Below are 23,454 nucleotides of genomic sequence, written 5' to 3'. Positions count from 1 at the left end.
GGGAGAAGTCGTGATTTTGTAGTTATCAGATTCGAATTTTTTACATCAGGATTAAAAACCCATGAGCGCAACTAATACCGCCGTTGATCAAGCGACCGCGAAAAAAGCCCTTTCTATCTCCGCCGGAGTGATTGTGGAAGTTACAAAAGCCCTGGCTGCACGTTGCAGTGTGAACGGAAAAGTTTCCGTGGATAAGATGGATGCGAACCAACTCGTTCAGTATCAAATCGCGTGGCTTACGGCGGAACAAAAAATCGCCGAAAAGTTTGTGGATTACGCTTGGGATGCGTCTCGTGGAACGGGAGATCTCGAACAAGAAATGGCGATCGTATTCGCGGCGGAAACCGTAAATCATATTCGCACTGAAATTAGCTCCCGTCCTTCCGAATACGGAATCAAAGCGTCCGATCTCGTTTCCAAAATCTTCAACGATGAAATCAATCAATTCTTAGAAAACGCGATGGCGATTCAAAACTATAACGAGATCGCGGATAAGATCGTTGCCAAAGGTCACTTCGGAGCATACGGTCTCGACGACGATCACGAGATGTTCCGCGAAACTTTTAAAAAGTTCGCAGAAGACGTTGTTATGCCGCACGCGGAACACGTTCATAGACACGACGATATCATTCCCGAAGACATCATCGGGGGACTCAAGGATATGGGATGTTTCGGTCTTTGTATTCCCGAGTCTTACGGCGGAATTCAACCGAATGACAGACCCGATAACCTTTCCATGCTCGTAGTAACGGAAGAACTTTCCAGAGGCGGTTTGGGAATCGCGGGATCTTTGATCACAAGACCTGAGATCATGTCCAAGGCCCTTCTCAAAGGTGGAACTCAGGAACAAAAAGACAAGTGGCTCCCGCTTCTCGCTACCGGAGAAAAAATGGCGGGGATCATGGTGACCGAACCGAATTACGGTTCCGATGTTGCCGGAGTTTCCGTCACTGCAAAACCGGCTAACGGCGGTTGGGTGATCAACGGAGTTAAAACTTGGTGTACGTTTGCGGGTTACGCAAATCTTCTTTTGATTCTTTGCAGAACGGAATCCGATCCTTCCTTGAAACACAAAGGACTTTCGATTCTTCTTGCTGAGAAACCGAGCTTCCCGGGTCACGAATTTACTTATACTCAACCGGAAGGCGGAAAGATCGAAGGAAAAGCGATCGGAACCATCGGTTATCGCGGTATGCACTCTTTCGAAGTTTCCTTTGACAACTACTTCGTTCCCGCAGAGAATCTGTTAGGCGGAGAAGAGGGAAGAGGAAAAGGTTTCTACTTCCAGATGGAAGGTTTTGCGGGAGGAAGAATTCAGACTGCGGCACGCGCCCACGGTGTGATGCAAGCCGCTCTCGAAGCCGCTCTTCGTTACGCTCAAGAAAGAGCGGTATTCCAAAAACCGATCTACGAATACAACTTAACGAAATACAAAATCGCGAGAATGGCGGTGATCCTTCAGGCTTCCCGTCAATTCGCAAATCACGTAGCGAATCTTCTCGACGACCACAAAGGTCAAATGGAAGCGACTCTGATTAAATTCTACGCTTCCAAAGTCGCCGAGTGGGTGACTCGTGAAGCGATGCAAATCCACGGCGGTATGGGATACGCGGAAGAATATGCGGTTTCCCGTTACTTCGTAGACGCTCGTGTATTCTCCATCTTTGAAGGGGCCGAAGAAGTAATGGCTCTGAGAGTAATCGCAAAATCTCTGATGGATCAGTACGCGGCGGGTTGATCTAAGATCGATTCGGCAAAAGAGAATCGGATTCAGATTTTTGAATATTTAAAAAACTGAATCCGGTTTTGAACGATGAAAAAGGCGGGTTTTCCCGCCTTTTAGTTCCGAGGAGAATAGATATTTCTTTTTCCGGTGATTCCTTTGAGTTGTCGCTCTCCGAGAAGTTCAAAATTCTCCATTCCGGTTTTAGTCGCAAATTCTTCAGTCGTCAGAATATTCTCACCAAAATCCTTACAGAAAGATTCCACACGGAACGCCTGATTGACAGCGTTTCCGATTACTGTGAAGTCGAGTCGATCTTTGGCGCCTACGTTTCCGTAAACGACATCGCCCACGTTCAACGCCATACCCAAATGAATCTGAGAATCCGGATGTTCTAAGTTCCATTGTATTACGGAATTCTTAATCTTGCGAGCCGCGCTCAACGCCGCCAAACACGCCTTATGCGGATCTTCTTCGGCCGGAAAAACCGCGAGGATCGCGTCTCCGATGAACTTAAGAATTTCGCCCTTTTCTTCCTGAATCGGTTGAGCCGTGAGTTCGAAATAGTTGTCCAAAACTTCCACGATTTTTTTAGGAGAATTGTTTTCGCTCAAAGACGAAAAGTCTCGTAGGTCCGCGCAAAGAATCGCGGCGTAGATGGTTTCTCCGGTTCCTCTTCTGAATTCTCCGGATAAAACTCGTTTGGATGCGTTCGGTCCGAGATACACTTCCAACAATTCGTTGACCGCGAATTTTCTGGATTCCAAATCCAAACGCAAAGATAGAACGCTTCGAATGGAATTTAAGGCGTCGATTTGTTCTTCCGTAAATCCACCGGGTGCGTCGGTCGTCCAAGATATCACACTTCGTATGTCGGTACCGAAAATGGAAACGAAGATACAATAGTCGGTTCCACCTTTTTCTTGTAAGTCGACGCAGATGGGATAGGATAGATCCGCGTCGGGTCCGGTCAACTTGCAACGGATAAAATCCCTTTGTCCTTCCCGGATCAAAAAGATAGGGCTGTCCCTGTATTGCTGTTGTTGTAATCCGTCGTGTGGAATTAATACGACTTGAGTTTCTTCCCCTCTCGTCCAGATGATCGATCTCACCATCACTTCCGGATGCATCGTGGGTATACTCGTAAAAAATCTCCAGACGGGAATTCCCGCTTCGATGATTTTTTGATTGAGAGTTTCGATCAGTTCCTTTGCTTCCAAGGCTCTCGACTCGGGGCTGGACAACCAGTTAAGAATTTCTTTCATTCCTTCTCTTCGTTCCGATATTCTATTTTGTGTTAGACGATTCACGTTCATCAGTCCTGCGTTATTTGAGTCCCGGAGAAGAGGAAACGTATTCTATCTTAACGTCCGGAAAACTAGTGACGAACTTTATCTTCGTATTGGGTGAGGATTCAACCATTTTCCATTTTCCGCAAGAATCCGGGAAGGACTCCACGACCTTAACTTTTAGATCGGAAAAAGAATCCACCACTTTCACTTTGACGTCCGGGAAACTCGTAACGACTTTGATTTTGCCGTATAATTTTTTCCCGTTGAACGTGCAGTCGCCGGCTATGTTTTTATTCTTTGCTTGAACCCCGTTTGCGATGACGAAGAAGAAAAGACAAAATGAGAATAGAATACGTTTCATACACAAGACTCCGTTTGGATTCGGGAAATATAGGTTGGAACGATTCAAACTCGAAGCGGTTCCAAATTGAAACGAATCTCGATTTGTCTTTGTGCTTTTTTGAAGGGAAGAACGGATTTTTAAATAGAGATAGGATTTTGTTTTGATATTATGTTTCGAATTTCGATTTACAAAAAATGAATTCTTGTAAATCGAATTTCATTTTTCCAAACGAGAGACTTAATTCTCTCCCGGAAAGCTAGTCACGTATTGGATTTTTATATCCGGAAAGCTGGTTACGAATTGAACCTTTGTATCCGGAAAAGAATCTACGATCTCCCATTTACCGCAAGAGTCCGGGAAGGAGGTTACTTTTTGAACTTTTAGATCCGGAAAGGAAGTCACTTCCTGTACTTTTACGTCCGGGAAACTCGTTACGATCTGAATCTTTCCATAAAGTTTTTTACCTTTGAATGTACAGCCGGATTGAACGTTGCCGGCGTAAGCCGTTCCGACCGCGATCATCATAAAGATTGAAAACAGTATCAACAATACTTTTTTTGCCATTCGATTCTCCTTGGGCTTCGAATATAACCTGGAAATTAATTATTGAAACTAATTTTTGATGAACGATATCAAAATGGCAATGAACGCTCCCTAATTAGGATGATTCTTTAGAAATAGAGATCGGATGGATTCTCCATCGGATCGTCTTTTCACATCGCCGCTTCGTCAATCACGCGGGCATTTTGTCTCGAAATTGAGTTGCTCAATCGACTCTTTTTTTCGGTATAGTGGAATGAAGGAAATCGATCGAAACCCGTAACAAGGGAATCGTCGACGACGTTTATGAGCGATTCTTCAAAGAACGGAAAAAACAAACTCACCATCGAAGAGATTCAGGAATGCGTTCGATTTCTCGAATCGTTGACCGAAAATCCTGAACTGCTTACTTCCATTCCCGAAAAAGAAAGAATCGCGTTGATGATCGTCGCCGGAAAAATTTCCCGCCCCGATCGAAACGAAATTAGAATTCGCAATAAAACGATCAAACATTCCAGAAAGAAAGAAATCGTAACTCTGGAAAAAAAAGCCAGAGCGCTTACCGGAATCCGCGCCGCAAGAACCGCAACGGTATTCAAGGCTCCTTTGCAAATCGCCGATCAAACCGATATATGGAGAAGCGAAAACGCACCCGAACTTTCCTCTCCTCGCAATTGTTACGTATGTAAAAAAGAATATACGCGTCTTCATTTCTTTTACGATGCGATGTGCCCCGAATGCGGAGAATTGAATTACAAAAAAAGATTTCAAACCGCTTCCTTGCACGGTCAGGTTGCGTTGATCACGGGGTCGAGATTGAAGATCGGTTATCATTCCACCTTGATGTTGTTGAGAGCCGGGGCGACCGTGATCGCAACGACTCGTTTTCCGGTCGATGCCGCATTACGTTTTTCTAAAGAAGATGATTTTAAACATTGGTCCGATCGTCTTCAGATTTTCGGTTTGGATCTAAGACATACGCCGAGCGTGGAACTTTTCGCAAGTTATATCGAAGAGACCGTCGATCGTCTCGATATTCTCATCAACAACGCGGCTCAAACGGTAAGAAGACCTCCGGGATTTTATTCTCATTTGATCAAATCGGAACAATTAGAATATCATGATTTACCGGAAGAGGCCGCTTCTCTTTTGAAACTTCATAAGGATTGTAAGGATCGTCTTACTTCCTTCGGAGGTGTGAACCTCGCCAACGAAGCCGCACTTCCGGTAAGTTGGAACGGAAAGGTTCCCGGAGTTGGAATTCGTTCCTCCGCTCAGCTTTCTCAGATTCCGTATTCTCACGATAATTCTTTCGAACTGGAAACCGTGTTTCCCGAAGGCCAGATGGACGCGGACCTTCAACAAGTCGATCTTAGAAAGACGAATAGTTGGAGACTCAAGCTCGGAGAAATCCAAACCTCGGAGATGTTGGAAGTGCAACTCGTAAACGCTGTCGCTCCTTTCGTTCTTTGCAATCGCCTTGTCGGCATTATGCGAAGGGAGAATACGGGACAAAAACATATCGTAAACGTTTCCGCAATGGAAGGAAAGTTTCATCGATTTAAAAAAGAGGACAGACATCCTCATACGAACATGGCGAAAGCCGCTTTGAATATGCTCACTCATACTTCTGCGAGCGATTTCGCCAAAGACGGAATTTATATGAACGCAGTGGATACGGGTTGGGTTACCGACGAGGATCCGATCGAGTTGTCTCAGAAGAAACAGGATCTGCACGATTTTCAACCACCTTTGGATATCGTGGACGGGGCCGCAAGAGTTTGTGATCCGTTCTTTGACGGAATTCTCACCGGAAAACATTGGTGCGGGAAATTCTTAAAGGATTACTTTCCGATCGATTGGTGAGAACGGAAATTCGCCGATCTTTTCGGATCGAATCTATATTTGTATGTCATAATTCTATAATATCATTCCAAATCTTCCGGCTCCGCTTTTTTGATCCGTTTGAAATAACCGAAAAATTCGTTTTCGATCGTTTCTCTTCTTGAATTTTTGGCCGCTCCTAAAATCAACAGACGATCTTCGGCTCTCGATAAACCGACATACAAAATTCTTCTTTCTTCTTCGATCGTTTCCCGCGGAGAATCGGGTCTTGCGTTCCAACCGTCCGCGAGATCGACGAACACCGTATGAAATTCCAAACCCTTGCTCGCGTGGATCGTCATCAAAAAGGATTCGGGAACGCCCGCTCGGATATATTCGCTAATTCTAAAGTTCGATCGACACAGAATTTTTACGTCGCCTTGCGAAGAATGGATGGCGCGAGCCAGATAAGGAATTAGATCGGCCGCTTCTTCCATCAAAATTCTCCTTACAAAACCTTTTCCCTTGCGGGAAGGGAGAACTTCCTTTTCGATTTTTTCCAGATTCTTTTCGATCGGGATTGCGGATACGCGGATGATTTCGGGTAAGGAACGATAGTTCGTGCTTAAAAAATGAATCTTACAAGGATCGAAATACTTTTGAAAATTTAAAAAGGCTTTCGGTTCCGCACCTCGAAAGCTGTATATACTTTGAGAATCGTCTCCGACTACGACGATCGAAGCGCTGTCCGACAACAGTTGCAGGAACTTGAGTTGTTCCAAGTCCGTATCTTGAAATTCGTCCACGATGATTTTTTGAACGGAACGTTTGGACTCGAATGTCCATTCTTCCCCGTTTTGCAAACCTTCCAAAAATCCGCTCACCAAGTCTTCGAAGTCCAGATAACCTTCTATCTTCTTATACTTTTGATAAGCGACATCGAGATTCTTTTTGATTTCGGAAAAATGTTCTTGGATATAAGGAACGTTCTCCGCCCAAAAAAGTTCGTAAGGGATTCCTCCGATCTCGTCCCGTTTTTGTTTTAGATATTCCTTATAGAACCGATTCTTTTCTTCGGGAGGAAGAATTTTCGGTTTTTGTTTTTTGAACTCGGGATGCCATCGCGTAAGCGCATACAAACAATACGCGTGAAACGTTTGAACTCGAATGGAATCGTTGTCGGTCGCGTTGCGGATTCTTTCAGAAATTTCACCTGCGGCCTTTTTCGAAAAGGTCAATACTAGGATCGATTCTTCCGGAAATAAGTTTTCGACTAAGATTCTTTCGATGATCCCCACCATCGTACTCGTTTTTCCGGAACCCGCGGCGGCCACGACTTGAACGAATCTCGTATCCTCTTCGATCACCGCTTTTTGGGCCGGACTGTATTGAACTTTCTTTTTCATTCCTTTCCCTCGTTCGAATACGGTTCCGGCTTGCGTTTCGACGAAGGGGAGAATTCAATTTTTTTGATGTTCTATGGCGGAGAGAACGGGAAAAGTGCTGTACTTTTACGAAACAAAATCGGAAGTTAGGAGGTAGAATGATGACTCAAAGTCCGGTCCACATTCTTCCCAGAAAACGAACCCGCTTCCGTGCCACGGTTGCGTCCGTGCATCATCACAAAAATCCGGAACAGTCTAGAATTCTTCTCCAAGACATTTGTCTTTTGATTTCGGGGAAATCGGTGATTCAATCCCAGTTGTTTTACTTATCCCGAAAATTCCAATCCATGAATCTCAAAGCGGGAGACGAAGTGGAATTCGACGCGAGAATCAAACCGGATCGTAACGGTTTATCTTCAAACTCGATACGACTGAATTATCCCACGAAAATATTTCGTTATAATCCGGGAAAAGAACGTCTTCTTTTTTAGTCTTTTACGCGTTTGACTTGCCTGCTCGACGATAAATTCTATCCTAAATTGAATTTACAATAGAACCTCGCTCGTCCGAGCAGGGGAGGCATTTTGGAAACCCTTAAGTTTTTTCTCGATTTCTTTCTCAACCTGGAAACGCATTTGGATACGATCATTCAAACGTATCAAAGCGGCACATACGTTATCCTATTCTTGATCATCTTTGCGGAAACCGGTCTGGTTGTGACTCCGTTTCTTCCCGGAGATTCCCTTCTTTTTGCGGTCGGCGCGTTTATCGCAAGAGGTTCTTTGGATTTGGGAAGTACTTTGATTCTTCTCATCATCGCGGCGATTCTGGGCGATACGGTGAATTATGCCGTTGGAAATTTTACCGGCGAAAAGATATTAGAAAAAGAGAAAATACCTCTGATCAAAAAGGAACACTTACAAAAGGCCCATAGTTTTTACGAGACATACGGCGGAAAAACCATCATCATCGCGAGATTTATCCCCATCGTGCGCACTTTTGCTCCCTTTGTCGCCGGAATCGGTACCATGACGTACGTTAAATTTATTGCATATAATGTGATAGGTGGAATTCTTTGGATTTCAATTTTCATTCTCGGCGGATATTATTTCGGAAACCTGGAGTTCGTAAAAAGGAATTTTAAAATCGTAATATTCGCGATTATTATTATATCCGTTTTGCCCGCGGTGATCGAATATCTAAAGGAAAGAAGAAAGAGCAGAGCTTAAAAAGTTTTTCCCATTCAAAAAAGCTCGCTCGGGTTGTTGCAAAACGATGAACTTAAGAGAAAGTTTTATTTCCAAATTCGCGGCGAGCTTTGTGAAACCCAGATTCGAAATCTGGTTCGCGGCCATTCTCATTCCCGAAAACGATCAGGCATTTTGGGTAAGATATTCCACTCTGAATCCGAGAAACAACCGCGATCTTTTTCCCACGGGAGCGCTTTGGGCTTCTTTGTTCGATCGCAAAAATCCGAAAAATCATAGAACCATTGCACAATGTTTTCCTTATGAAAACGTTTTGATAGGGGAGAATGCGATCGAATTTCCGGATGCGTCCGTCGGTCCGGATCACATGCGCGGTTCGATTCAAACTTCCCAATCAGAAACCTTATCCTGGGATTTGGAATTCAGACACAAATTGGAACCCGCGGGTCATCTTCCCCGTTGGTTGGAAAAAACTCCGATTCCTAAAACGAGAAGTATCGTTTCCTCTCCGTTTACGGAAGTCGCGGGTGAAATTCAACTCGCAAAGAAGAAATTCACATTCCAAAATGCGAATGGACATTTCAATCATATCTGGGGAACCAATCGTGTTGCTGAATTGTTTTGGATTTTTGTTCCGAAGTTTGATAACGACTCGGACAACTGGTCCTTAGAGATTGTCACGGTTCGTCCTCAACCTCTTTCGCCCACTTTGACCTTTGTTACTCTTTTGAAGGACGGGGTTCCGATTCATCAGCATTCTTTTTTTCGTTCTTTGAGAAGTAAGACCAAGGTGGAATATCCGAAACTTTCGTTTCAAACCCGTCTCGACGATTACGAAATTACCGTGGAAGGGGAAATGGACAAAGATCAGATCGCGGGTTATATCTATCGCGATCCGGATGGAAGCCCCCGATTTATCGAACAAAGCGATATTGGAACGGTTCGTTGCGTTATACGATACAAGGGTAAGGAGATCGTTCTCAACGCGAAACAGGCCGCCGGCGTGGAATTTCACGGAATGCGGCCTTGGAGAACGGATCACAAGTATCTGGACCCGTATCAAACACAATTTTAGAATATTCTGATATTCGTTTGTAGTTTTGCCAAGTTAACAGACCGCAAGATCGAGCTCGTTTACGGATCGGCGCTTGGCTACGGTTGGCCTTTGCTCAGAAGGTTGATGTTCGACTCGTATCTCGCTCTTTCTCCGGGTAGATCCGATTTTCCGGTCAATTCTATCCCGAGAATGAGATGATTGTTTGCGTCCTTCGTAAACCAGCGGATCAAACCGTGTACCGTAAAAGGCGCCTGCATTCTGAAGAATATATCGAAAACAAAACCGTCCTGTTTCGGAAGGGTTTCGATCAGATGAGGGTGATCAATTTTTACTTTGATTCCCCCTTTGGAAGCTTCCAAAATCTGAAATCGTTCAGCCGTTTTCATGGTGTTCGATTCTTTGATTCTTTCCACCATGTCCTTTGCCAATACCTGAAGTTCCTGCGCGTATTTTTCGGTAAGGGCTTGTTCCTTGCTCTGAACCGAAAAGTAACCGATCGGAATTTGTTCGTCGGCGTGGTTTACGTAAATGATCGGAACGATCAACTCTGAAACGATTTTTTGATCCTTGTATTTCCGTATGCAGGAAGATAGATCGTCGTCCACTTCCTTTTCGTAATTGATTCTTCCCTGTCCGTTGTTTTTGTAAGAATTCGGATCTTGTGTGTTTTCGATGAGAAGATATTTGAAAGTTTTTTTGACGATCTCGAACTTACGATCCAAACCGGGACGGAATGTGTCGATGCTCACGATGTCCTTGGTTCTTTGTTTGAGTCGATTTTTATAATCCTCGAAGTTGACCTTAACCAACGTGGGAATGTTGAACATATTGGCTTCGATGATCGTCTTCGAAGAAACCACATTGGTCATATAAACGGAACCCGGCTTGACGGGAAATCTTTGGTTGTCTCGATTCTTTCTTGCGATCGCGAGCTTTTCCACCTTAAGAGAAAAAACCGATTTTTCCAATTTTTGAAGGAGAATACATTCGAGCTGAATGTACTTAGCTAAAATCATATACAGAACGAAGTTGTTTCCTTCGGGAGATTCTTCCACGTTCGGAAGTTGGACGAGAATTTTTTCACCGCCCTCGAGAATCTTTTTGATGACCGCTTTTCGATCGAAAGGATCGATCTTGAAAGTGAGTTCTTTTTCCAATAAATACTTCGTGATGACGTGATTCTTTTGCTCGATGGATGTGATGATGTCCATCTCTCGTTTCACTTTCTGCAGATATTCCATTGCGTAATGCGTCTTTTAGGAGGATTTTTATGTGAGCATCCGTTCGGGGAATGATTCAGTAAACGAAAAATTGATAACCCAAATTATAAAAAGATAATGCTTCTTATAATGTTGAGAAAAGACTAAGAATTGTCATAAAATAATTTACTGCCCTTCTTTCGCACTCTTGGTGGAAGTTTCTTCGGGCTTGCCGAAGGACAAATATTGAATTCGTGAAAAAATTCCATTCTTCCGATACAATTCGAACGGATTCTTTGCTGAAAAAATGGGCAAATCTGGAATCAAAAACGGTCTAAGAAAAAGATTCGATCCAATTATAACGAGAATTGATTTGCCTGTAGAGGCGCTCTGATTTTGAGTTTCATACGGGCGGCTTTATAATCTTCGATTCTCCGGAAACGGGATTTATAAAGAGCGATCCGATTTGAAAATCTATGAAATTTCTTTCTTACAGTAAGCATAAACTTTTCGTTCTTTTAAGCGCGTTTTTGATTCTTGTTTGTTTGGCTGTTTTGATTCAACCAAACGGCTTTGTTCAGAACGATTCTCCGGTTGCTACCGCAAACGAGTCTTCCGAAACTCCCGAAGCGGAAGCCGAAAAGGAAAAATCAGCCGAACTGAAATTGGAGGATCTCGCTTCTCAAGACGATGGATTCTCCCTTCACTACGATTTGGAACCCGCATTTTACGGCGACTCTTCAGATTGGATCGTCATTCAACATTTTTCCGAAATAGAAAATCCACCTCCAGAACTCCGCATTTCGATTTAACGTTTCGAAATTTTCGGGCCTTGCCCGCAGGAGTTATCATGAATATCTTTCATTCTTTTCCTCGTGTCTCTTGGGACGATCTGAGACACGATTTATCTTCCAGTTTGGTCGTCTTTTTAATCGCGTTGCCTCTTTGTATCGGCATCGCGTTCGCTTCGGGCGCTCCGATCATTGCCGGTTTAATCGGAGGAATCGTGGGCGGAACGATCGTTTCCTTGATCAGTAAATCCCCTTTGTCGGTAAGCGGTCCCGCCGCCGGTCTTACCGTGATTGTTTTCGATTCCATTAGAACATTAGGAAGTTTTAATGACTTTTTATTCGCGCTTTGTATCGCCGCGGTTCTTCAAATCCTTTTGGGTTTTGTGAGAGCGGGGATTTTAAGCAATTTCTTTCCTTCTTCCGTCGTAAAAGGAATGCTCGCCGCGATCGGAGTCGTTCTGATTTTAAAACAGATCCCGCACGCGATCGGTTACGATATGGATTACGAAGGGGATATGGATTTTTTCCAGAAAGATAGGGAAAACACGTTTTCCGAAATTTTGACCGCGTTCTATCGTTTTACGCCGGGGGCGGTCGTTATTTTCGTCGTTTCGATGGTTTTGATTTTAGTTTGGGAAAAACTGAAATTACATAAGAAATTTATAATACATGGTTCGTTGGTGGCCATTCTTGCAAGCGTTTTGTTAAACGAAGTCCTTACCGTGTTCGGTTTCGGAATCGCGGTAGGCCCGGAACATTTGATTCAACCGATTCAATTGAACGGTTTTCAGGATTTGTTTTTGGACGATTACTTCCCGAGTTTCTCCCAATGGAAGAATCAAGCGGTCTATATCGTCGCGATTAAAATGTGTCTCGTCATGAGTTTGGAAACTCTTTTGAATCTGGACGCGATCGAAAAATCGGATCCGCAGAGAAGAATTGCCTCCAAAAATCGAGAGCTGATCGCACAAGGAACCGGGAATTTATTCTCCGCGATTCTCGGCGGTCTTCCGATCACTTCTGTGATCATCCGAAGTTCCGCAAACTTGCAAGCGGGCGCGAGAACAAAACTTTCCGCTTTTCTACACGGGTTGCTGATTTTGTTTTCCTTGATTTTGATTCCGACTTGGATCGCTAAAATTCCTTTGGCTTCTCTTGCGGCGGTTTTGCTCGTAGTCGGTTATAAACTTACGGATTATAGAATTCTCAAAGCGCAGTTTAAAAAAGGAACCGATCAGTTTCTTCCGTTTATCGCGACTTTGATCGGAATCGTTTTTTCCGATATTCTCATCGGGATCGGAATCGGTTGTTTGTTTTCGGTTTTCTTTATCATGAGAAGAAACGTTCTCAATCCTTACGAGTTCAACAAAAAGGACAAGGCATACGGCGTCGAAGTAAGAATCGATCTTTCCGAAGACGTTTCCTTTTTGAATAAGTCGAGTATGTTGTATAAACTCGATAAGGTTCCGGATAACGCGCATTTGATCATCGACGGCTCCAAGTCCAAATACATCGATCCGGACGTTTTGGAGATCATCGAAGATTTCAAGATCAGCGCGGAGTCGCGTAACATCAAATTGGAAATCATCGATGTGACCGCTTCGTATGAGAAGATCAAGAACAAACCTTTCGATTTGGTCGCTCAACAGGATTACAAAAGGCTTTTTGTAAACAATCGCATTTGGGTGGAAGAGAAACTTCTAAAAGACCCGGATTACTTTAAGAATCTTGCATTGGGTCAGGCCCCTCAGTATCTATTGATCTCTTGTTCGGACAGTAGAATTTCCGTGAATGAAATGACCGGAACAAGCGCGGGCGAACTTTTCGTTCATAGAAACATCGCGAACCTTGTCGTCGATACGGATATGAATCTGATGTCCGTTCTTCAATACTCCGTGGAAGTATTAAAGGTTCGGCATATAGTCGTTTGTGGTCATTACGGTTGTGGCGGGGTTAAAGCCGCGATCGACGGAAAGTATCACGGTTTGATCGACGCTTGGTTGAGAAACATCAAACAGGTTTATCGAATGAATCGTAAGGAACTTTCCGGAATTTTAGACGAGGACGAAAAACACGAACGTCTTGTCGAACTCAACGTAAGGGAACAGGTCTACAATCTTTGTATGACCACGATCGTTCAAAACGCATGGAGTCAGGGAACCGATCTACAGTTACACGGCTGGGTTTACGATATCAAAGAAGGGAAAATTCTCGACCTAAACATAGATATCGATAAGGATTTTCACGACTACGATATCTTCCGTTATCAGTTCGAAACACATTCGAAAAGTTGAAATCGTTTTTTAGGGAACCGGACGTCCAGCTCCGGCTTCCCAGATGCGGAACCATTCTTCCGTGGTGAACGCGATATCGAAGGCACCCGCGGCGGACCGGATTCTTTGCGGATCGTTGGTTCCTAAAACGGGAACCAATCCGGAAGGATGTTTGAAAAACCAAGCATACAGAATTTGATCGGCCGTTTTTCCTTTTTCGGAAGCGATCGCGTTCAAGGTTTCCAAAAGAATCAAAGCCTTTTTCAAAAAAGACGTATGGGCTTCCGGTTTGTTATTGGGAATTACGGTTGGGATTTATTTTTATTTTTCCTGAATTCTCAGATTTTAAAAATAAGAACGAGAATGATTTTCTTTTTCGACGAAAGGTTTTTGTCCCTTAAGGATCTGTATAAGAAGGAAGCTTTTTCCGTTGACAAGAGTTTAGGAACAGTAAGCTGGACTTATGGGTTCCGCATTTTTCAAAACCTGGATCGGATGCACTTTGTTGTCCGTTCTCATTTTGACTTTGAATTGCGGACCTATCTGTTGTCTTCAAACCGAGTTTGAAAAACACGATTCCGTTTCGACAAATCCGATTCCTTGTCAACAGGAACAAAATTCTCAGGGAACTCCGAGTTGTGATTGGGATCCGGGCTCGCTCGCATTGTCCGAAAAAGATTCTCAATTTTCCAAACTCATACGGATCTATCTTCCTTCTCATTTTTATTCCGCGAACGTATTCTTTTCATTTTTGATTTCCATAGAACGGGTCGAATTCGTTTCTGAAATTACCGTTAAAGTTTCGGACTTTAAAAGCTCCCTCGATACGATCCGACTTCTGATCTAAACATACCTCCAAAATTCTTTTATTTTCCGGTGATCGATTCGGGTGAACCGTAGGTTTTTCCGTTTCGATTTCCGTGAATCTTTCGTTTTAAGGAGGTTTTATGCGATTGAAACGAAAACGCGCTCTAAAAATTTGCGCGACTCTATCTATTATTTTTATTTTTTCGATTTTTGTTATGCGACTTCATGCGGATGTGAGTTCGCAATTGGACGTACAAGGCATCGTGGGTCTGGCGGAAAAAAATTCTCCCCTGCTTCTTTCGTTGAACGCGGATTTGGAAGCTCTTTTTTATCAACGCAAACAACAGGGCAAAACGCAAAACCCTTCGTTGACTTTGGATTACGGACAAAGAAGCGCCGCGAACGAAAGCGGTTCCGAATATGCGCTTCAATTCGAACAACCCGTGTATTTTCCCGGAAAGAAGGAGCTTCGTCAGCTTCTTGTGGATAACGATTCGAGAATCAAGGAGATTCAACTTGCGGAAGCGAGCAACTCCATTCGGTTCAACGCGATCAAGTTCGCTTATCGTTATTTGGTTTCTGCGGGTAAAAAAAATCACGTTAAGGAACGTTTGAGAAGATTGTCGATCTTGGAAAGTTATATCCGAGCGAGACCGTTCATCACTCCTCAGGCGAAGACGGATCTTTTTATCATTCAAAGAAGGGTCTTGGCGCTCAGAAAACATTTCAACGACCTGGAATTGGATGCGAACAAACAATACGAAGCGATGAACTTGTATCTGATGTTGGAAGCGGTTCCTTCTTTGAGGATTCCGTTTTTTTCGGAAGGAGTTAAGTTTGATTTTAACGATCTTCAAACGAAGGCGATCGCAAGAAATCTAACGTTGATGGCGGCAAAGGGAGAAATCGAACGAGCCAAGACGGAACTCAATCTTGCAAACTTGGAAAAGTATCCGGACTATTCCATCATCAGTCAGGTAGGCGAGGATAAATCGGGGGTTGCCAACCGATTTTACGACTTCGGTTTAAAATTTAGAATTCCGGTATGGGATCAGTTTCAGAATAAGATTTCCGCCGCCGAGGTCAATATAAAGTCCAAACAAGGAATTCTTCATCATCAGGAGAATCTTGTAAAGACCGCGTTCAAACAGGCTTTTCTGGATTACGAACAATCGAAGATCAATCTTAAACTCTTCAATCTTTCCAAGTTAGACGACATCGAAAGCGATCTGATTTACGCGGACGTCGAGTTCAAAAAGGGAAGAATTCTGATGATGAGTTATCTCGAATTGGAGAATCAGCTTCACGAAACACATCACGCGATTTTGGACGCGCAGATCGCTCATATAGAAGCTCTTCTCAATCTTCTCCATATCACCAACGAAAAAGAAATCATAGGAACTTTTAAACATGCTGTCCAGACTTTTGAATATCAGCTTAAATAATCCGATTCTCTCCTCGGGAATTGTTTTTTCTCTATTCGTTTATTCCTTCTTCACTTTGAAGGAGGTTCCGATCGACGCGGTTCCGGACATCACCAACACACAAGTGATTGTGATCGCAAAGACCGGTTCCTTGGATCCCGAACAAGTCGAGAAGGTGGTCACCTTTCCTCTCGAAACGGAGTTGATGGGAATGCCGAATCTGATCGATGTTCGTTCCGTATCTAAATTCGGATTATCTAATATATCTTTGATCTTTAAGGAGAACACGGATATTTATCAGGCCCGAAGTATGGTTTTGGAAAGAATCGCAAGCGCAAAGGAAAAACTTCCTAAAGGGATCGCGCCTACGATCGTACCGAATACTACCGGTCTCGGTGAAATTTTCTTTTATACGGTCGAGGCGAAACCCGGAAGTAAACTCGCGTCCCTTCCCGAGAAAGATCGTTTGCTTTATCTGAGAACGATTCAGGATTACACGGTTCGTCCTCAGTTGAAAGCGCTCGTTCCCGGAATTGTGGAAGTGGATTCCAACGGAGGATATGAGAAGGAAATTCATATCGATCTGAATCCTTTCAAGATGAAAACTTGGGGAATCACGATCGATCAGTTGATCGGAGAATTGTCCACGATCGGTGAAAGTTTCGGCGGTGGTTTTATCGAAAACGACGGAAAGGTCGCGATCGTTCGCGCATACGGAATCAAAAAGAATTTGAATTCTCTTTCCGAAGTCGCCGTACGAAGAACGTTAACCGGTTCTCCGATACGAGTAGGAGATATCGCGGAGGTTAAGGAACACGGCAAACAACGATTAGGCGGCGCAAGTTCCGAAGGAAAAGAGATCGTGTTGGGAACCGCGATGATGTTGCGCGGAGAAAACAGTTATCAAGTCAACGCGGATTTGAACAAGGCCGTTTCCAATCTGAATCTGCCGGAGGACGTTCAGGTTCGGGTTTTACTGGAAAGATCCTTTCTGATTCATTCCACGATTCGAACCGTACTTCGAAACCTTTCCGAAGGTGCGATTTTGGTCGTGCTTACCTTGTTTTTTATTCTCTTCAACATCAAGGCCTCGATCATCGTCGCGATGATCATACCCGGATCGATGTTGTTGACCGCGATCTTTATGAAGATCTTCGGAATCTCCGCGAATCTCATGAGTTTGGGAGCGATCGACTTCGGGCTTCTCGTGGACGCTTCGATCGTCATTACCGAAAACGTTCTGACTCGCTTCGAAAGGGAAAATATTCTTAGCAAAGAAGACAAGATCAAAACGATTCTAAGCGCGTCCTTGGAGGTTTTAAAACCCGTTTCATTCGGGGTCGTTGTGATTATGCTCGTGTATGTTCCGATCTTAACATTAGACGGAATACCGGGAAAGATGTTTAGACCGATGGCCGAAACTGTTTTGTTGGCTCTCGGATTCAGTCTTTTGTTGGCTGTGTTCTTTCTTCCTCCTCTTTTGTATTTTTTCGTAACTCCGACAAACGGTCACAAGGCGAACGAAAAGATCAAAAAGGGAAGAATAGTAACGTTGTATGAAACCTATCTTCCGATCCTTCTCGACAAACCGAAACCGATCATACTCGGATCTCTGGCGTTTTTTATTCTCACCTTGTTTGTCTATTTTAGAATGGGAACGGTCTTTCTTCCCAAGTTGATGGAAGGGGACTTGATGCTCGTGATCGTACGGGAAGGGGACATCAGCACGGAAGAGAGTTTGAAGGAACAAAAGGAGGTGGAAATTCTTTTGATGGGAATGCCCGAAGTCAAAAGTGTCTTTTCCAGAATCGGAACGAGTTCCGTAGCAAACGATCCGATGGGAACGTTCAACGCGGATACGTTCATCATTCTTAAAAAAGAATCTCTGAACGACCTGATGAAATCGGACAATTGGGAGAATTTTTTAAACCGAATTCACCAAAAGGTTCAAGATCGATTCCCGAGTTCCGAGTTGACGCTGAGTCAACCTTTGGAAGCGAGATTCAACGAACTTCTCGAGGGAAGCAGGGCGGATATCAGCGTAAGAATTCTCGGTAAGAATTTAAACACTCTTTTGGATCTTCAAGGTTCGTTGAAGGAAACCTTACACAAGATTCCGGGCGCGGCGGAAGTGGAACTCGATCCGATCATGGCGCTCAGAAAGTCCACCGTAATCGACATAGCTCCCGATCCGAGTAAATTAAAATATTATAATGTATCTCTTCCGTTGTTCAACAGCGTGGTCGAAGCGTCCATGAGCGGATTCGAACTCGGAGGATATTACGAGGAAGAGGTTCGATTTCCGATTAAAATCTGGCTCTCCGAAGACTTTAGAAACAGAGAATCAGAGATATCGGATATAGGAGTGGGGACCGCGGACGGAGGAATGATTCCGATCAAACTACTCGCGTCGATCGAAAAAAAAGACAAGGTCATGACGATCTCCCGGAATAAGTCCAGAAGATTCGTTGCGGTATCCGTCAACCTCCGAGGAAGAGATCTCGAAGGATTTTATTCCGAAGCCAAGGAAAAAATATCGGGTATGAATATTCCGAGCGGTTATTCGGTTTTTTGGGGCGGACAAATCGAAAACTTAGCCAAGGCAAAGGAAAAGTTATCCGTGATTCTCCCCGCGACGTTTCTTATGATCTTTGTGGTTTTGTATCTCGGACTGAAATCGGTTCGACAAGCCTTGCTCGTATTCTTCTGTGTTCCGTTCGCGTTGACGGGAGGGATTTGGTTTCTCTTTTTGAGAGGAATGGACCTGAGCGTTTCCGCATTCGTAGGATGTATCGCGTTATCCGGAATCGCTGTCTTAAACGGGCTTGTTAAGCTGGATACGATTCACAGGATCCGAGAAGATAGAAATCTTTCGGTAAGAGACGCGGTGCTTGAAGGAGCGACGAGCAGAATTCGACCCGTGATCATGACGGCATTGGTTGCTTCTTTCGGTTTTATACCGATGGCCTTCGGTTCCGGACTCGGATCGGAGGTGCAGAAGCCGTTGGCAACCGTGGTTATCGGAGGAATCGTTTCGTCCACGATTTTGACCCTCGTGATTCTCCCCGTTTTTTACTATTGGATGGAAAAGAATTCAGAAAATTAGAATATTCTAATGTTGAATCTGCGTTCTGCGAAACTTCCCGAAACCGGAAACGATCTCGGGAAGTTTTTTAAAACGAATTACTGATTCGATTTTGCGTTGGACGCCATTTTCAAAAAGTAAGCGTTTGTGTCATACCAGAGTTGACCTAGATAAAGCGCGTTTGTCGCTTCCAAATGGTCGATCCCCGTGGTAAGCAACGGGATCGAAGGTCCGCCTTTCCAAGTTCCCCATCTTTGAGAAGAATCCGGAACCACACCGTCGTTCGCGACGCTCATTCCGTAGAAAGGAGCGCCGATCGCACAAATCGGTTGCAGAAGACCCATCGCGGGATGTTGAACCAGATCAGCGACGCTAATCGTTGAACCGTAAGAGAAATACTTCACTCCGGAAACGTTCGGCGCAGAAGCGTTAAACGTTTTCGCTCCGTCGGTTGTGAGCAATTTTAAAGCGGCGGTTGCGTTTTGGCTGGAATCTCCGTAAACCACTCCTGCAAGAGCATCGATGATCGTGGAAACGTATGGAAGAGCCCAGCTCGGGATCACTGCCAAAACGATGTTTGCGATCGGACTTCCTTGGTGAGGAGTGTTGAGAGTGGTCACACTTGCGACCTTGCTACTCATGGAAAGGTTGGAAACCATATAACGCGCATCCAGTCCACCTTGAGAATGTCCGATGATATGAACCTTCCCGGTATAATTGTTCGCGGCCATCGCCGTGAGGATTGCGGTTTTTAATTGAGAAGCTCTGCTTGCACTGGAGTTCAACGCAGTAACGGACGGAGTTAAAACGACCGCGCCTTGACCCGTTAGATACGCCGCATTTCCACCCCAATAGTCGATCACGGTAGAATTGTTTCCCCAACCGAACAAGCCGTGAGCCAGAACGATCGGATAACTTCCCGAAAGAGCTTTCCCGGAAGAACCACCGCCGGATGCGGACAACACACTTGTTAACAGAAAAACAAGCGAAACACTTAATATTCTCATCACACTTTTCATTTATATGTACCTCATGCGCTCCTTATGAGCGCAGAAACAAAATACAAATGAACGAACGGTGTTCAAGAATAAATTGTTAAGCGACATGATTTTGTTTAAAAAACGTATTCGATTACGTACGTCCGTTATATAAAATAAATTTAGAATATTCTTGGAGCTGTATATTCTAAAAATAGAATATATTTTCTAGTCGATGACAAATTTTGTGCGAGCCTGTCGCAGAATCGTTGCGTGATCGTTTTTACGAGGGGACTTTTGGATTCTGAAACGAATCCGTCGATGGAATTCTCCAAAAGAACGCCCCGTGGTTTTGGAAACCACGGGCGCGAAAAATCAGAGGAATTGATCTACGTATACTCTCGGAAGAACGATGTCGTCGTTTACGGACAACGAACATTCTTCCTTAAGTGCGAATGCTGGAATGCTATCTTATTGATTGCTCTTTGCGTTGGACGCCATTTTCAAGAAATAAGCGTTGGAATCATACCAGAGTTGACCCAGATAAAGCGTGTTAGGCGCTTCCAAGTGATCGATCCCGGTAGTTAAGAGAGGAATAGAAGGTCCACCTTTCCAAGTTCCCCATCTTTGAGAAGAATCAGGAACCACACCGTCGTTTGCGATGCTCAATCCGTAGAAAGGTCCACCGATCGCGCAGATAGGTTGCAACAATCCCATCAGAGGATGTTGGATCAGATCCGGAACTGAAATTGTGGAACCGTAAGAGAAATACTTCACGGAACCGTTGTTCGGAGTGTTCGCATTAAACGTTTGGAGATTTGCGGTAGTAAACATCTTCAAGGCCGCAGAAGCGTTTTGATTGGATTGACCCAGAACGACTTGAACCACGGATCCAACGATTGTCGAAACGTAAGGCAACGCCCAACTTGGAATTACGGAATACATGATGTTTGCGATCGGGCTTCCGTAGTGAGGAGTGTTCAAAGTAGTTAAGGAAGCGATCTTACTTCCCATTCCGAGGTTTGCGATCATATAACGGGAATCCAATCCACCTTGAGAATGTCCGATGAGATGGATCTTTCCGGTGTAATTGTTTGCCGCAAGTCCCGCTAAGATTTGAGTCTTAAGTTGAGTCGCTCTTGCGGAGCTGGATTCAAGCGAAGTAACCGTCGGAGTAAATACGGTTGCGCCTTGGTTTCTTAAGTAAGCGGCATTTCCACCCCAGTAGTCTGTGATTGTGGAGCCGTTTCCCCAGCCCAGAGTCCCGTGTGCGAGGACGATTGGATAACTGCCGGAAAGAGGTTTGCTGGAAGAGCCCCCACCGGATGCATACGTAACGTTCGTTATTAAAAACGCTACAGCTAACAAAATTCTCAAATTCACTTTTCTCATTTTCTTCACCTTATTTATTTTCAATTCGAAACGAGTGGAACGTAGCGTGAGGGAAGAATCGATCAAGTAAAAAATAAAAACGAACGGCACTTATACGGAAATTATTTTCCGTTTATATATTGTTATATCGAACGTTCGTGATGTGAAGGGTGGCGCTACACGCAAATTTTAAAACGACAAGGATCTTGAAACGAAGATCTATTAGAATCATCTAAAATTCTAATTTCTATTTCGGTCTTATCGGCCGCTACAATCCCGGATTTGCCGGACGTTTGTTGTCTTTGGAGAATCTGAAAACGATCTCCGAGGATTTTTTTCCATAGGGGAAGGACTTTCGTCGGAAGGGCTGATTCCCACCGGACCAAAGGAGGTGGCCGGAGTAAAACAAACCGGGAACTCGCTCGCTTTTTCAAAACGATCCTTTCCGTTTGTAAGAAAGAAAACGGATTCAGAAACTTGAATGTAGATTTTGTCCGATTTGGAAGACCATCTGATTTTATGAACCGGGGTCTCCTTCCATTCGGGAAGATTCGTTTTTGAAGTCGGTTTAAATTCAGAATCTCCATTCTTACTCAACCATACAAGTTCGGGTTTTAGGAATTCGAGATCGTTGTCGAGAACCGCGACCACAAGCGCCAAAGAATTTCCATCGGGAGAAGGAATCAGTTGGATCGCGACTTGGCCCGGCGCAAGATAAGAAGACAAAACCAGTTCCTTCTTGTTGGCGAGGTCGATCCCGGAAGGGATCCGAGAATAACTTCCGTATTCATCGTCTTTTCCGCCGATCCAATAAACCGACTTCGTATCGGAATGATAATAAACCGTACCGGGTAAAATCCATGAGGAAAACGGAATCTGATTTACGGGTTGAGAAGATTGAATCGGATCGAAAATCCGAATCATAGAATGATAATTTCTTTTGAGAGTGGTTCCCATAAGCGGGTTCCAAGAATCCTTTTCCTGGTAGAGGGTTTCCAGCTGAACGATTTCTTTTCCCGAGGAAGACCAGCCCCTTTCCAGGGACAGGGAAGAATTCTTCCACGTCAAAAACGAACAAGAGGATAAGTAGAATGCGGCGATCGTCGCAAAAACGCAAAAACTTGTATATGAGGTAGTATTTGCAAATTTCATAATATTATACTGAACATTCGAATCGGAGGAGGGGTTTTAAGGAATCAGACCGGAGCGAATTCTTTTTCGTTCCGATCAGGGCAACCCCGCTCAAGAGGAGCGGAATTGCGCATATCGATCGAAAGCGGATTATCTCCAGCCTTCGTTTTTTAACTCACTGTGGTTGAGATACAATCCTGAAGTTCCAACTGAAGGAGCTCTTGTATGTCCCTGAAACTGAGTGTAAGTTACATTCGAGTTAAAGGGCCAAATTCCTTCGCTTTGTGTCAGGGAAGACTGGCATTTACTTAAGCCGCCCGCCTTGTTGTAAGCGCAGGAAGAATGAAAAGCAACCGCGTAGTCGTCCTCACCGGGAAGAATTAAAGAAGCACCGATCATTCCCTTATATCCAGGAACCTGGTATACGGTAACACCGGCGGTGTTGTTGTGATTGTATGCTCCTCTCGCAGTAGAAACGATCAGGGCTTTGTCCATCGCGTTTCCAGCAAACCCGAAAGTGATTCCGTTCAGAGCCGAAGCAAGTTCGGATCCGCCGGATGCGGCGGCCAGCGCGGTAACTTTTGTGAAGTTGTATCCGCGGCTGGAAGCGCTCGCTCCCAAGTTAGCAAGCCAATACTCGGTTACATAACAACCCGCACTGTGACAAACGATCTTGCAAGAGTTTGAGCCTTTGCAATACGTGTTTACCACGGTGGTAAAGTTGGTTTGCGCTCTCGCGCTTCCGTAACTTCTTGGATCGGAAGTTCCGTCGTAACCCACAAATACCTTAGCTCCTGAAACAGAATTTACACTGCTTCCCCAGTAATTATTCACATCCACAGTTCCGGTTCCGTTGTGATTCTTATCAGACTTTCCGTGAACGAACACGGTATAAGTTTGAGCGGAAAGAGCTCCCGCAAAAAGAAATACACAGAGGGCCAGTCCCATCATTCGCTTTGTTTTCCAATTTCTCATCTTTTTTCACTATTCTCCATTTCTTTGGAGAGAAGATACCTTCTCCCGC

General features: G+C 44.3%; 20 protein-coding genes. 10 read left to right on the top strand and 10 right to left on the bottom strand.

Translation table 11 applies throughout. The annotated features are described in order from the left end of the window. The first annotated feature begins 61 nt into the window (after positions 1 to 61). Positions 62 to 1,738, top strand: a complete 1,677-nt coding sequence (locus tag CH367_RS09625; protein ID WP_100762277.1) for an acyl-CoA dehydrogenase family protein — start codon at positions 62 to 64, stop codon at positions 1,736 to 1,738. A gap of 101 nt (positions 1,739 to 1,839) precedes the next feature. On the opposite strand, the gene CH367_RS09620 is transcribed toward CH367_RS09625, so the two are convergent. The 3 genes from CH367_RS09620 to CH367_RS09610 form a co-directional block, all read right to left on the bottom strand. Then, positions 1,840 to 3,039, bottom strand: coding sequence for an adenylate/guanylate cyclase domain-containing protein (locus CH367_RS09620; protein ID WP_100762276.1), 1,200 nt, complete (start codon positions 3,037 to 3,039; stop codon positions 1,840 to 1,842). 10 nt (positions 3,040 to 3,049) lie between these two features. Beyond that, positions 3,050 to 3,376: a 7(1) septoil knot domain-containing protein gene (locus CH367_RS09615; protein WP_100762275.1), complete on the bottom strand. Its 327-nt coding sequence runs from the start codon at positions 3,374 to 3,376 to the stop codon at positions 3,050 to 3,052. A gap of 219 nt (positions 3,377 to 3,595) precedes the next feature. Continuing rightward, entirely contained in the window at positions 3,596 to 3,922 is a 327-nt protein-coding gene (locus CH367_RS09610) for a 7(1) septoil knot domain-containing protein (protein WP_425268825.1), read from the bottom strand. Between the two features lie 282 nt (positions 3,923 to 4,204). On the opposite strand from CH367_RS09610, the gene CH367_RS09605 reads away from it, so the two are divergent. Beyond that, on the top strand, positions 4,205 to 5,764 hold the full coding sequence (locus tag CH367_RS09605) for an SDR family NAD(P)-dependent oxidoreductase (protein ID WP_100762274.1): 1,560 nt from the start codon (positions 4,205 to 4,207) through the stop codon (positions 5,762 to 5,764). 62 nt (positions 5,765 to 5,826) lie between these two features. Here the strand turns inward: CH367_RS09605 and CH367_RS09600 are convergent, their stop codons facing one another. Then, positions 5,827 to 7,128, bottom strand: a complete 1,302-nt coding sequence (locus CH367_RS09600; protein ID WP_100762273.1) for a UvrD-helicase domain-containing protein — start codon at positions 7,126 to 7,128, stop codon at positions 5,827 to 5,829. 137 nt (positions 7,129 to 7,265) lie between these two features. Between CH367_RS09600 and CH367_RS09595 the strand changes: the two genes are divergently transcribed. The 3 genes from CH367_RS09595 (at position 7,266) to CH367_RS09585 (ending at position 9,390) form a co-directional block, all read left to right on the top strand. Next, complete coding sequence (locus CH367_RS09595; protein ID WP_100762272.1) at positions 7,266 to 7,598, top strand: TOBE domain-containing protein; 333 nt, start codon at positions 7,266 to 7,268, stop codon at positions 7,596 to 7,598. Positions 7,599 to 7,691: 93 nt separating this feature from the next. Next, complete coding sequence (locus tag CH367_RS09590) at positions 7,692 to 8,336, top strand: DedA family protein (RefSeq protein WP_100762271.1); 645 nt, start codon at positions 7,692 to 7,694, stop codon at positions 8,334 to 8,336. Between the two features lie 46 nt (positions 8,337 to 8,382). Continuing rightward, entirely contained in the window at positions 8,383 to 9,390 is a 1,008-nt protein-coding gene (locus CH367_RS09585) for a hypothetical protein (RefSeq protein WP_100762270.1), read from the top strand. A 77-nt stretch (positions 9,391 to 9,467) separates the two neighbouring features. Here the strand turns inward: CH367_RS09585 and CH367_RS09580 are convergent, their stop codons facing one another. Continuing rightward, positions 9,468 to 10,613: a DUF1577 domain-containing protein gene (locus tag CH367_RS09580; protein ID WP_100762269.1), complete on the bottom strand. Its 1,146-nt coding sequence runs from the start codon at positions 10,611 to 10,613 to the stop codon at positions 9,468 to 9,470. Between the two features lie 434 nt (positions 10,614 to 11,047). Here CH367_RS09580 and CH367_RS09575 point away from each other — a divergent pair, with 434 nt between their 5' ends. Beyond that, on the top strand, positions 11,048 to 11,383 hold the full coding sequence (locus CH367_RS09575) for a hypothetical protein (protein ID WP_100762268.1): 336 nt from the start codon (positions 11,048 to 11,050) through the stop codon (positions 11,381 to 11,383). 38 nt (positions 11,384 to 11,421) lie between these two features. Next, positions 11,422 to 13,656: a carbonic anhydrase gene (locus CH367_RS09570; RefSeq protein ID WP_100762267.1), complete on the top strand. Its 2,235-nt coding sequence runs from the start codon at positions 11,422 to 11,424 to the stop codon at positions 13,654 to 13,656. 9 nt (positions 13,657 to 13,665) lie between these two features. On the opposite strand, the gene CH367_RS09565 is transcribed toward CH367_RS09570, so the two are convergent. Next, complete coding sequence (locus tag CH367_RS09565; protein WP_244284534.1) at positions 13,666 to 13,902, bottom strand: aldo/keto reductase; 237 nt, start codon at positions 13,900 to 13,902, stop codon at positions 13,666 to 13,668. A gap of 196 nt (positions 13,903 to 14,098) precedes the next feature. Between CH367_RS09565 and CH367_RS09560 the strand changes: the two genes are divergently transcribed. From CH367_RS09560 to CH367_RS09550, 3 genes are all read left to right on the top strand, one after another. Continuing rightward, positions 14,099 to 14,482, top strand: coding sequence for a hypothetical protein (locus tag CH367_RS09560; protein ID WP_100762265.1), 384 nt, complete (start codon positions 14,099 to 14,101; stop codon positions 14,480 to 14,482). A gap of 175 nt (positions 14,483 to 14,657) precedes the next feature. Beyond that, positions 14,658 to 15,887: a TolC family protein gene (locus CH367_RS09555; RefSeq protein ID WP_244284533.1), complete on the top strand. Its 1,230-nt coding sequence runs from the start codon at positions 14,658 to 14,660 to the stop codon at positions 15,885 to 15,887. Beyond that, a complete protein-coding gene (locus CH367_RS09550) occupies positions 15,853 to 18,972 on the top strand; it encodes an efflux RND transporter permease subunit (RefSeq protein ID WP_100762263.1) in 3,120 nt (1,039 codons plus the stop codon). Before CH367_RS09555 ends, CH367_RS09550 begins: the two co-directional genes overlap by 35 nt. Positions 18,973 to 19,049: 77 nt before the next feature. On the opposite strand, the gene CH367_RS09545 is transcribed toward CH367_RS09550, so the two are convergent. The 4 genes from CH367_RS09545 to CH367_RS09530 all read right to left on the bottom strand — a co-directional run bounded on the left by CH367_RS09545 (position 19,050) and on the right by CH367_RS09530 (position 23,405). After that, positions 19,050 to 19,970, bottom strand: coding sequence for a lipase family alpha/beta hydrolase (locus CH367_RS09545; protein WP_100762262.1), 921 nt, complete (start codon positions 19,968 to 19,970; stop codon positions 19,050 to 19,052). Between the two features lie 429 nt (positions 19,971 to 20,399). Beyond that, complete coding sequence (locus CH367_RS09540) at positions 20,400 to 21,320, bottom strand: lipase family alpha/beta hydrolase (protein ID WP_100762387.1); 921 nt, start codon at positions 21,318 to 21,320, stop codon at positions 20,400 to 20,402. 237 nt (positions 21,321 to 21,557) lie between these two features. Then, on the bottom strand, positions 21,558 to 22,451 hold the full coding sequence (locus tag CH367_RS09535; protein ID WP_100762261.1) for a hypothetical protein: 894 nt from the start codon (positions 22,449 to 22,451) through the stop codon (positions 21,558 to 21,560). Positions 22,452 to 22,580: 129 nt separating this feature from the next. Then, a complete protein-coding gene (locus CH367_RS09530; protein WP_100762260.1) occupies positions 22,581 to 23,405 on the bottom strand; it encodes a hypothetical protein in 825 nt (274 codons plus the stop codon). Positions 23,406 to 23,454: the final 49 nt, after the last annotated feature.

It is taken from the genome of Leptospira barantonii (assembly GCF_002811925.1).
In the GTDB taxonomy this organism is placed as follows: Bacteria; Spirochaetota; Leptospiria; order Leptospirales; family Leptospiraceae; genus Leptospira; species Leptospira barantonii.
The sequence above is the reverse complement of the archived record's forward strand: the minus strand, read 5'-3'. Positions and strand labels throughout refer to the sequence as shown.